This is a genomic window from Agarivorans sp. (assembly GCF_050295395.1).
Taxonomy (GTDB): domain Bacteria; phylum Pseudomonadota; class Gammaproteobacteria; order Enterobacterales; family Celerinatantimonadaceae; genus Agarivorans.
The window spans coordinates 1-9,939 of the sequence record NZ_JBNKPP010000115.1 but is presented as its reverse complement, the minus strand read 5'-3'; the positions used below and the strand labels follow the sequence as shown (position 1 = coordinate 9,939).

General features: G+C 44.8%; 9 protein-coding genes and 1 tRNA gene. 5 read left to right on the top strand and 5 right to left on the bottom strand.

Features of this window, described 5'->3' with window-relative positions; all coding sequences use genetic code 11:
- A partial coding sequence (locus ACQY6Q_RS06925; RefSeq protein WP_427979482.1) for a gluconeogenesis factor YvcK family protein occupies window positions 1-857 on the top strand: 857 nt, incomplete at its 5' end.
- Here ACQY6Q_RS06925 and ACQY6Q_RS06920 read toward each other — a convergent pair.
- Window positions 835-1,326 (bottom strand): hypothetical protein, encoded by a 492-nt coding sequence (locus tag ACQY6Q_RS06920; protein ID WP_427979480.1) that lies wholly within the window; start codon window positions 1,324-1,326, stop codon window positions 835-837. The genes ACQY6Q_RS06925 and ACQY6Q_RS06920 overlap by 23 nt on opposite strands.
- Before the next feature lie 324 nt (window positions 1,327-1,650).
- Between ACQY6Q_RS06920 and ACQY6Q_RS06915 the strand changes: the two genes are divergently transcribed.
- Window positions 1,651-2,367 carry a DUF3581 family protein gene (locus tag ACQY6Q_RS06915; RefSeq protein ID WP_427979478.1) on the top strand — a complete coding sequence of 239 codons (717 nt, stop codon included), beginning with the start codon at window positions 1,651-1,653 and terminating at the stop codon, window positions 2,365-2,367.
- Between the two features lie 38 nt (window positions 2,368-2,405).
- Here the strand turns inward: ACQY6Q_RS06915 and ACQY6Q_RS06910 are convergent, their stop codons facing one another.
- Window positions 2,406-2,876: an Lrp/AsnC family transcriptional regulator gene (locus ACQY6Q_RS06910; RefSeq protein ID WP_427979476.1), complete on the bottom strand. Its 471-nt coding sequence runs from the start codon at window positions 2,874-2,876 to the stop codon at window positions 2,406-2,408.
- Window positions 2,877-3,304: 428 nt separating this feature from the next.
- On the opposite strand from ACQY6Q_RS06910, the gene ACQY6Q_RS06905 reads away from it, so the two are divergent.
- Both ACQY6Q_RS06905 and ACQY6Q_RS06900 read left to right on the top strand, forming a co-directional pair.
- Window positions 3,305-3,380, top strand: a tRNA-Phe gene (locus tag ACQY6Q_RS06905).
- 166 nt (window positions 3,381-3,546) lie between these two features.
- The gene (locus ACQY6Q_RS06900) at window positions 3,547-4,023 is read left to right on the top strand and encodes a PaaI family thioesterase (protein ID WP_427979473.1); all 477 of its coding nucleotides are present in this window, start codon (window positions 3,547-3,549) and stop codon (window positions 4,021-4,023) included.
- Between the two features lie 43 nt (window positions 4,024-4,066).
- Here ACQY6Q_RS06900 and ACQY6Q_RS06895 read toward each other — a convergent pair whose 3' ends face one another.
- Together ACQY6Q_RS06895 and ACQY6Q_RS06890 are read right to left on the bottom strand one after the other, a co-directional pair.
- On the bottom strand, window positions 4,067-5,545 hold the full coding sequence (locus tag ACQY6Q_RS06895; RefSeq protein ID WP_427979470.1) for a phospholipase D-like domain-containing protein: 1,479 nt from the start codon (window positions 5,543-5,545) through the stop codon (window positions 4,067-4,069).
- Window positions 5,546-5,686: 141 nt separating this feature from the next.
- A complete protein-coding gene (locus ACQY6Q_RS06890) occupies window positions 5,687-7,252 on the bottom strand; it encodes a hypothetical protein (protein ID WP_427979468.1) in 1,566 nt (521 codons plus the stop codon).
- Window positions 7,253-7,947: 695 nt separating this feature from the next.
- Here ACQY6Q_RS06890 and ACQY6Q_RS06885 point away from each other — a divergent pair.
- Window positions 7,948-8,928, top strand: a complete 981-nt coding sequence (locus tag ACQY6Q_RS06885; RefSeq protein WP_427979465.1) for an MDR family oxidoreductase — start codon at window positions 7,948-7,950, stop codon at window positions 8,926-8,928.
- Window positions 8,929-9,065: 137 nt separating this feature from the next.
- Here the strand turns inward: ACQY6Q_RS06885 and ACQY6Q_RS06880 are convergent.
- Window positions 9,066-9,939, bottom strand: an 874-nt coding sequence (locus tag ACQY6Q_RS06880) for a LysR family transcriptional regulator (protein WP_427979463.1), incomplete at its 5' end; no start/stop codon positions are given.

Below are 9,939 nucleotides of genomic sequence, written 5' to 3'. Positions count from 1 at the left end.
TCTTGCCTCCGGGAGACATATTAAAGTGTGTATTGGCGCTTTCGCCCTATCGCGAACTCGCGCGAAAACTGCTGCTAAAACGCTTTACGAAGGGCAAACGGTTATCGGGGCACAGCGCTGGCAATATGCTACTGACGATGTTGTCGCAATACAGCGGCTCATTTTCTGAAGGTATTCAAGGTCTAGCGCAAATGCTCGATGTAGAGGGTGAAATCTTGCCGGTGACTATCGACAAGTCAACCCTGGTCGCGGAATTAACCAGCGGTGAACGCATTTTTGGTGAAAGTGCCATCGACCTACCACGCGGTGACCAACGAGAAAAAATTGCTCATGTCTTTTTAGTGCCACATCACGCCGAGCAAGTGCGGGTTTATCCGCCGGTGATCAAGCGGATTAACAAGGTAGACGCGATTATTCTGGGCCCGGGCGACCTATATACCAGCATCATCCCTAATCTATTAGTCCCCGGCGTAAAACAAGCAATTCAAAACAGCAAAGCTAAGTTAATTTACGTTACTAACATCATGACCAAATTTGGCGAAACCGACGGCTACGATGTAGAGCATTTTATTTCTGATTTAGAGTTTTACATGGGGCGCGCTATTGATGTAGTGGTAGTGAACAATCACATTCCCAGCCAAGAAATGATAGCCAACTACAATATTGAACGCGCCCAAGTGGTAGAAGTGAGCAACTTAAGTCAATTAAAACAACGCTACCAAGTGATCTACGCCGACCTTATTGATGAAGACAGTGAGATTGTTCGTCACGATTCAGAAAAATTGGCTGGCGCGCTATTTCCCTACCTAAATACCTTGCCAGTTGATGAAACGACTAACGTGGTAGGTCAAGCTTAAGGCCACCAGCAAAGGCCGAATCAGGCACCCGAGAAATAAGCCTGTCGAGTTGAGAAAAGACCGGCTTAAGGGCTGGGTCGTATTTGCTCTGCCAGCGCCACCGCCACTGCTCATCCGCTACTTGCCATATAATCTGTTTCTCTGAAAGCAGAGGGTCAACATAAGCAGAGGCGAACTGCTTGGGCACTTGTTGCAGTAAGGCGTAGAGGTCGGCACATACCAACATAGACAAGTGCTGAACCGCTTCACTGCTGGCGCGTTGCTGCAGCAAACTATGGCGCAACGAGTAATTTAAGTGTTCACAATCAATAGTTAAGGTGGTTTCGCTGGTAGGGTCTTGAATCACAAAACGCAATTGATAAGCCGGTGGAGATTGCTCAAAAACAGCCAAAGCCAGCATCGCCAAAGCCAAGCTCATTATCACCAACATAACGCTAAAGCGCCGTAGATACTGCGATCCTTTCGCCATACTAAGCAACCTCTATTTAGCCAGCCTTCGCAGTTATATTGATACATTCACCAAGCTAATTCGAAGGATTGTTGTTTAAAAATAGAGTAGAAAATCGTGCTTGGGAAGCCCGTTACTGATAGAACTGTTTTTATTTAAAAATGACAGATTGTGGATAAAATCCATTATTCGATAAAAATGAGCCGCTTACTCAAAACCGCTTTTTTTGCCTCAGAATAATTAGCCTAGAAATAATAAAAAAAAACTTTTTATACTGATATGACCACCCACTGGCTAAATTTTGCTAGAATCGCGCGTCGCCGTAATTATCAAGTGAAACCAATAATGAATTTAAATCAATATTTTAGTCGTAAAGATCAACAGTTTGTATTCAGTAGAGAGCAAGCTTGTGACTTTGCCAAAGGAGTAGCAAACGACTTTAATGCCATTCATGATGCCGATTCATCACGCTTTTGCGTACCAGGAGACCTATTATTTTCTGTCATGTTAAGTGAGCTAGGGATTAGCCAAAGCATGCAGTTTACCTTTGCCGGAATGGTCAGCGATGGTGTGGCGCTGAATATCGAGCAGCAGCAAGAGAGCTGTCGCTTAATCGATGATAACGGTAAAGAATACTTGCAACTTAAACGCAGTGGCGACTGCCTAAAAGACAGCGCCATTATCAACAACATCATTCAAGATTATGTGCGTTTTTCCGGACAAAACTTTCCTCACATTTTAGTACCGATGTTGCAAGAACAAGGTTTAATGCTAAACCGTAAACGCCCCTTGGTGATTTATGAGAGCATGAGCTTGCAGTTTGACCGCCTACCTAGCACCCCTCCTCACCTGGCCTACGTAGGAGGAGACTATATTCCCAACGGCAAACGTGGCGTAGCCTTGCTTAAGTTCACCATTAGTGAAAATGACCAAGTGATTGGTAGCGGCCAAAAACGCATGGTATTAGGCAGCTTGTTACCCTATGAAAAAGCTGAAAGCGATATCCTTATCGACAACTACAATGCCTGCCGAGAAGCCTTTTTAAAACGTCAGCAAAAATAAGCCTACCCCTTAGATAAAAGCGCCATTGGGCGCTTTTATTATATTTGAGACAAGGGCAAAGCCGTATGGCTAAACACCTGCTGTAATACGAAGCTGGAACGCACTCCAGTCACGCCTTCTATACGGGTTAACTTACCCAACAAAAACGCCTGATAGTGTTCCATATCTCTCACCACCACTTTTAGCTGATAATCAGCATCGGTGCCGGTCACCAACATACATTCCATCACTTCTTCATAAGCACTAATAATTTTTTGAAAATTGTTAAAGCGCTCCGGGGTATGCCGATCCATAGAAATATGAATATAAGCGGTGAGATTAAGATTAAGTTTTTTTTCATTGAGCAAGGTAACGTGCTTAGCGATTAAGCCCGCCTCTTCCAAGGCCTTCACCCGCCGAGAGCAGGGTGAAGGCGACAAACCGACCAATTCGGCTAACTCAAGGTTGCTAATGCGGCCATTACGCTGCATTAGATCTAAGATTTTTTTATCGGTACGATCGAGCTGCATCTTCCTATTCGCTCCATTTGCTTAAGCTAGGGTTATTATCACCCTTATTTAGCAAAAATATAAATAATTATTGCTAAAAAGGTTTAATAAAAAGCAACATAAGCAAACACTCACCCCAAGCCAAACCGTATACTGTTTACAGTGAAAAAATACTTGGGAACAGCAGCAAATTTATCGATTTGTGCGCCGCCAACAAATTTACCCAATTTGTCAGCACCCACTCGCTACGCCACCTATCCGGTGCCCACTAGCAGCCATCGCAATAAGCACTTGCGACAGTATCTAAACTAACAAAGGTGGCTTATGCCACCTTTTTGTTTATTCTTTTAGCACTTCTTGTATAGCGTTTAACCGAACCGTATTTATTTCATTTTTTTTACCAATTTCGGTTGACTTAAACCGGTAAAATTCGTTTAATAGCGCCCGTCGCCCGGATAGCTCAGTCGGTAGAGCAGAGGATTGAAAATCCTCGTGTCGGTGGTTCGATTCCGCCTCCGGGCACCACCATTCAAAAAGCCTGCATTTATGCAGGCTTTTGTCGTTTTAAGCCTTCAACATTCTCCCCACCCTAACAGGGCTACGCCCTAGCTTGTTGCAGCAATACAGACAAATGTTGACTTTTTGTTAAAAACATCTTTTACTGGTATGACCTCTTAAACAAGGACCTATTATGTTACCCAGTGTTCGCAAAGCTAATCTCACCCTGAAGTTATTTGGCATCTTTAAAGTCCCGTTAATTTGGTACTGTCGGCCTAAGATCTTAGAGATGGATGAACAGCAGGTGGTGGTAAAAATCCCCTTAAAGCGTCGCACCAAAAATCATCTTAATAGCATGTATTTTGGTAGTCTCGCGGTTGGTGCCGATGTGGCAGGAGGTTTTTTAGCTATAGCCAAAGCTGAGCAAGTGGGTAAACGAGTGTCGCTGGCCTTTAAAGCCGTTGAAGCGCAGTTTTTAAAACGCCCTGAAGCCGATGTATTGTTTACCTGCCGAGACGGCCAGCTAATCGACCAAATGCTGCAGCAAACCATCAACAGTGGTGAGCGGGTAAACCAAGCGGTGAAGATTACTGCCACCTGCCCCAGCATTAGTGGCGATGAAGTAGTAGCCCAGTTCTCACTGACCCTGTCACTAAAAGCTCTCAATTAAACTATGCTGCCAATATTCACTATTGGCAGCATCTGGCGATAAACTAGATATCGTATTTAATGCCTAGTAGGCGATAGAGCTTCTCACTAAAGCGTTTAAAGCCACTTTGCTCAGGGTTAAGTCGCATTGTTTGCTCGCCCTGTTGCCATACCAACTGTTGCTGTTCATCTACTTCTACCCGCCAGTAGCGCTGCTGTTGCTCGGCCAACAAGTAGTTCTCTAATTGTTGAGCAAACTCTTTGCTCTCAATCACTAGGCCCAGTTCCATGTTGAGAAACTTAGAACGAGGGTCAAAATTAGATGAGCCCACATAACTTATCGCCTGATCAACAATAAAGGCCTTGTTGTGATAGTGAGTAGTCACTTGAGTAAAGTAGTCCTGATGCTTGGCATCGTGAGTATATTCCAATAATTGCCCTGCAAGCTGCGCCAACTCAGCGCGATGCTCCGAGTAATAAGCACTCACAAAGGGGGAGTCATTAGACGCAGAGGAGTTGGTAATTAAACTCAACTCAACCCCTTGTTCACTCAAAGCCTTAAAACCTGCAAATTCTTCTTCACTGGGTACCAGATAAGGGCTGGAAAATAACACCTTGGAGGCTTTTTCCAAGCGCTGTTCTAACAGCCTTTCTAAACGCGAGGTAAAGTAAGGTTGAGAATCCTGTAACTTATCTAAGGAATCAAATACTGGGCTTACCGTAGCAGCCACATATTTAGGCACAGTTAGCATAGCCACTTGCTGCTCAATATCTTTAGCCATATCTGGGCGCTGAACCTGCAGCTCAGCGTAATCAGCTAAAAAGCCGGCTTGCTGTGGCTGGCTATTGCGCTTAATCACTCGCCACACCGATTTAACATGCTCACTGTGCCATAGCATTTTAAAGTTAGCTTCAAACTCGGTAATACTCGGCCCCGTCAACATAATGTCTAAATCGAAAAAGTTAGCTGATTGGCCATAACCAAAATAGTCATCACCAATGTTGCGACCACCAATAATCATCAACTTGCCGTCTACATTAAAGTACTTCTCGTGCAAGCGATGGTTTAAACGCTGCTTATTGGCTTGAAAATTAAAGGCACGGGTAAACCAGCCCAGCTTGCGCGCCTCAAATGGGTTGAAAATGCGAATGCGAATATTGTCGTGCTCGGCTAACTCAAGCAGCCAGTGATTTTCAAACTCGATTAAATCATCCAGAATCAGCTGAACTTTCACTCCACGGTTTGCCGCATCTAACAGCTCTTTATAAACCGTTGCGCCCGACAGATCGTGCCCCCAGGTAAAGTATTCCAGCTGAATGTAATCTTGCGCCTGACGAATCGCTTGAATGCGTCGCGCTAAGGCTTCTGGGGCGGTGGCAATTAAGTACACCTGCGATGGCGAAGAGGGAGATTGCCAGCTTTGCTCAAAACCGGCTGGACGAGGCGGCGGAGCAGAAGAACAAGCAATACTTGCAAGAGCTAACAGCACCACGCTGAGTGCTTTAAGGCCTCGAACACTGCGAGATAACAAAAGGTGAATCATAATAAAAAACCTAAATCAGCCAAGCAGCTTTACCCGAGCAGTATTAACACCAGCTTGAGTAATCAAACAGCTAAAGGAAATAATCGAAAATAAGCGTACTGCACCTTCAAGGTTTACAGTACGCTCAATGTTAGGGTGTACTTAGAAGCGATAACTAAAGTTAAGGGTGGCCGCGGTGCGGTCTTCACCGGCACTAAGGATCCCCGTAAGGTTATAGTGTTTACCAAATTGTTTATTGAAACCAATTAGATAAGCCCACTGTTCTACTTTAACCCCAACGTTATAGTCCATCTCAACATCGCCAAACACTACCGTGCCGTCCATGGTGTCGCCAAGCCCTTGGTACTCTGCGCCAACAAAGAACTGCGCACGATATTCCGGCATTTGGTAACCCAACATAGGTTGAACCGTAACTAGGCTGCCCCCTTCTCCATCACTACCCTCTAGCTTAGTCACGGTATAAGTACCGGTTAACGAAGCAAAGAACTGACGGTAACCCACCGATAGCGTAGTACCAACGCCATATACGTTGTAACGAAGGTGTAAAGGAACGTGTAAGTCAAACTCAGGAATTTCAATTTTATCCCCCAAACACTTGTCGCCAATGACTACGCCAAGACACTGATCAATACCATTAAAGCGCGCGCTTACATCGGCATTTACATCTACCTTGCCAAGCAAACCGTAGACATTCCAAAAAGGGAGAATGTATACGTCACCACGAACACTAAAGCTCTCAGCGTTTACCGTGGCATGTGACTCTTCTGCATCAAAAAACTTACCCATGAATTCAGGCGATAAACCAAACACACTAAAGCTTGAAAAATCTACATCCATATCTTGGTTACGGTAAGCCATAGAAATACCGTAAGGCAGCGGAGTATCAATACCTCTGCGTTTTACTGCGTCACCCAAAATAGGAAATACTCGGTGTAGCTTTACGTCTTTCTCTTCAATACGTGGGTCACTTAATTGCTCGTATAAAGCCTCTTGTTTAACCACCACACCTAAGTCATCGTGGTAAAAAGCTACCGGAGTTACGGTAATGTCCATTTCACAGGGTTTACCTTTACATTCACCTGTGGCATTGGTTTGCTTAGATAGAATAACGTATTCACCGTTGTCTAATTGATCAAATTCAATCTCTTGACGGTACTGAATCACCTTACCGTAATGGTGTTTAAACGACTTGTTATTGCTAATCACCATAGTCTTCACCTGGCCCTGCTCTACAATAAGCTCAACCTGCAAGAAGCGGAAATAGGCAATATCTTGTGGTAGCGCGTACTTCGAATAATTAAAGCTCACCACATCTTGGCCCTTGTCATTACGGCTCAACTTAACCGATTTAGGGTTATAAATGGCAGCATGCTGACGCAGTTTATACTCGGTCAAAGCCAGCTTTTCTAAGTCTTCAAGCACTTTACGACGACCATCTAACTGGTTTGGATTGTACTTAATCTTCATCTTAATATTGCCCTTGGTATCCTCGCTGGTAACCAAAAACAAATTAGACTGTTTTACCTTATCGCCAACGGTAAACGTTTTATCCATGTGCTCGATAAAGTTAGACGATTGACCTAGGTCGCTTAAAGCCAAAGAAGGTAAATGCTTAGGGATATTTAGTTCTTTGAATATGTCTCGCTTATTGTCTGAAAGTTCAGCGTCAGCAACTTGGCTGTTGTTCGCTGCAACTGACTCAGCCATAGCTGGTGTAGTAGCAAATAAGGCGATGCATATACACTGCTTCAAAGTTTTTGTTACAGAAAAAACACTCGTCTTTTTCATGGTATCTCTACTATTGTCTAAAAGTTTTAATCAACACCAGCAAGGTTCTGCTGAGCTATGGCAGGCATAGTAAGAGAAGCTTTAAAATATATTTAATCGCCTTTGATGGATCCAATCATCGGCACTAGAACAAAGCCGAGCACAAAAGTTTAATCAACTGATTTTTAAATAAAATAAACATAGAGAACGATGCAAATGAGCGAGCTAAGCGACATCACTTAGCCGCAAGCAATGGTCATACAAGGCCAGATTACGGCAAATGAAGGATTAAAGCATTCAAATATAGTAAATTTGAATGCCTTAACCAATCTAAAGACTTAAGCAAAAAATCATTAAATCCAGTTGCTGAAAAAAAATACACAATGAGCAGAAAAAAGTTTTACTTGGCCTTGGCTTGGTTAATCAACAGTAAGCAACAGCCAAGCCCGTCCTCAAATTAACTGCCGAGAAATCCCCGTGAAATAAAGCTGCTACACACCCACACACACTAGAAGCTGAAGCTCTAATAACTATGACTATTATGCATAATAAAAATGATTATGTTTCATTTTTGTCATAGCTATATCGACGCTAAACTAGGGCTAATTATCATGCGCCTAATTTTGGAGAAGCAAATGTTTGCAGCCTTAGTACTTAAGCAAGCAGAGAAAAAAACCTTAGCTAGCATCGAACAACTTGATGAGTCCCAACTACCTGAAGGTGAGGTGCTAGTTGCGGTGGATTACTCATCACTCAACTATAAAGATGGTTTGGCGATTACTGGCAAAGGCAAAATCGTTCGGCATTTTCCCATGGTACCGGGCATCGATTTAGCCGGTAGTGTACTGGCCTCAGATGACGCCCGTTATCAACCCGGCGACGCCGTTGTATTAACGGGCTGGGGAGTTGGCGAAAACCATTGGGGCGGCATGGCACAAAAAGCCAAACTTAAGGCAGATTGGCTAGTCCCCCTTCCCCAAGGTTTAAGCGCCAAACAAGCCATGATGGTAGGCACCGCAGGCCTTACTGCCATGTTGTGTGTACAAGCCCTCATTGATGCCGAAATTAAGCCCGAACACGGCACAATTCTAGTGACTGGCGCAAGCGGCGGTGTTGGCTCGGTGGCGGTGAGCTTATTAGCACAACAAGGCTACTCAGTGGCGGCGGTAACCGGTCGTGTCCAACAAAATGGCCCCTTACTGGAAAAACTAGGAGCAAACCAAATCATCGATCGTAGTGAATTTGAACAAGCCGCTCGCCCTTTAGAAAAACAATTATGGGCCGGTGCGATTGATACCGTTGGCAGTAAAATCTTAGCCAAAGTGCTTGCTCAAATGGACTATAACAGCGCAGTCGCCGCCTGTGGCCTTGCCGGAGGCTTTGATCTACCCACCACTGTTATGCCGTTTATTTTACGAAATGTACGCTTACAAGGGATTGATTCGGTTAACTGCCCTAGCGCTAAACGCATCGCCGCATGGGAGCAACTAGCCAAGCTATTACCTGCGAGCTATTTCGAACAAGCCTGTACTGAAATCAGCTTAAGCCAAGCGCCTGAATATGCGGAGAATATTACCAACGGTCAAACAACTGGCCGAGTAGTCATCAAGCTATAATATTCCCTTAAGGGTAAAATAAGCCTGTAACACAAAGTCTATAAAGCTTGACCGACGGTCAAGCTGGCAACCAGCCGAGTCGTCATCAAGCTATAAATAAGCCTGCTTCTTTGGTTGCATAAGATAACAAGGCCCGTTCAGGGCCTTACATTATCTAAACCCATATCTTCCACCCGCTTGGCGATTAGCTTGCCGCATTCTTCCTTAACAATACTTCTTAGCCATTGTTGAGCTGGCGAATGCTCGCAACGCGGATGCCAAATCATTGAATAATCAAAGGGAGTAAACTGGAAGGGTAAAGCTTTTACCACCAAATCGTAGCGTTCAGACACCAAGTAAGCTAAATCTGCCGGTACCGTAATAATCAGCGGCATGCTATCAACAATCGCTAAAGCCGCCTCTAAGTGATAAGCCCTTAATACCATGCGCCGTTTCGGTTTATCGGCTAAGGCCTGTTCAAGCAAAGACTTTACCCCATCGCTAATCGCTATCATGGCGTGAGGAAACCGCAAATAATCATCTAAACACAGTGGCTGGTTAGCCAAGGGATGCTGCTTAGACAACAGACACAATACCCCCACCCTACCCAAAACTTGCTGCTGCAGAGCTTCCAGCGCCTCAACGGGGCGGCAAATGGCTAAATCGGCTCTGCCGTAGGTGAGTTGTTCCTTTAAATGCGCATTTTGCAGCGGCAAAAAATCAAACGCGACATTAGGCGCTTCCTGATAAATACGCGGTAAGGCAAAGGGCAAGATGGTTTGCATGGCGTAATCGGTGGTGGCGATTGCAAAGGTTTGCTCGCAGGACTTAGGATCAAAATCACTGGGAGACAGCAACTGTCGAAGGGATTCAAGAGGCTCACCTAAAGCCCTATTCATGGCTAGGGCTTTTTCGGTGGGAATAAGCTGCTGCCCTTGGCGGGTAAACAGAGGGTCGGCTAATAAATCACGTAAGCGCCCCAACACTCGGCTCATCGCCGACTGGCTCAGGTTTAAGCGCTCCGCAGCTCGA

Excerpts from the sequence above, each read along its gene's own strand:
- ACQY6Q_RS06920 (WP_427979480.1), bottom strand. The coding sequence starts at position 1,326 with ATGGCGAAAGGATCGCAGTATCTACGGCGCTTTAGCGTTATGTTGGTG.
- ACQY6Q_RS06915 (WP_427979478.1), top strand. The coding sequence starts at position 1,651 with ATGAATTTAAATCAATATTTTAGTCGTAAAGATCAACAGTTTGTATTC.
- ACQY6Q_RS06910 (WP_427979476.1), bottom strand. The coding sequence starts at position 2,876 with ATGCAGCTCGATCGTACCGATAAAAAAATCTTAGATCTAATGCAGCGT.
- ACQY6Q_RS06900 (WP_427979473.1), top strand. The coding sequence starts at position 3,547 with ATGTTACCCAGTGTTCGCAAAGCTAATCTCACCCTGAAGTTATTTGGC.
- ACQY6Q_RS06895 (WP_427979470.1), bottom strand. The coding sequence starts at position 5,545 with ATGATTCACCTTTTGTTATCTCGCAGTGTTCGAGGCCTTAAAGCACTC.
- ACQY6Q_RS06890 (WP_427979468.1), bottom strand. The coding sequence starts at position 7,252 with ATGGCTGAGTCAGTTGCAGCGAACAACAGCCAAGTTGCTGACGCTGAA.
- ACQY6Q_RS06885 (WP_427979465.1), top strand. The coding sequence starts at position 7,948 with ATGTTTGCAGCCTTAGTACTTAAGCAAGCAGAGAAAAAAACCTTAGCT.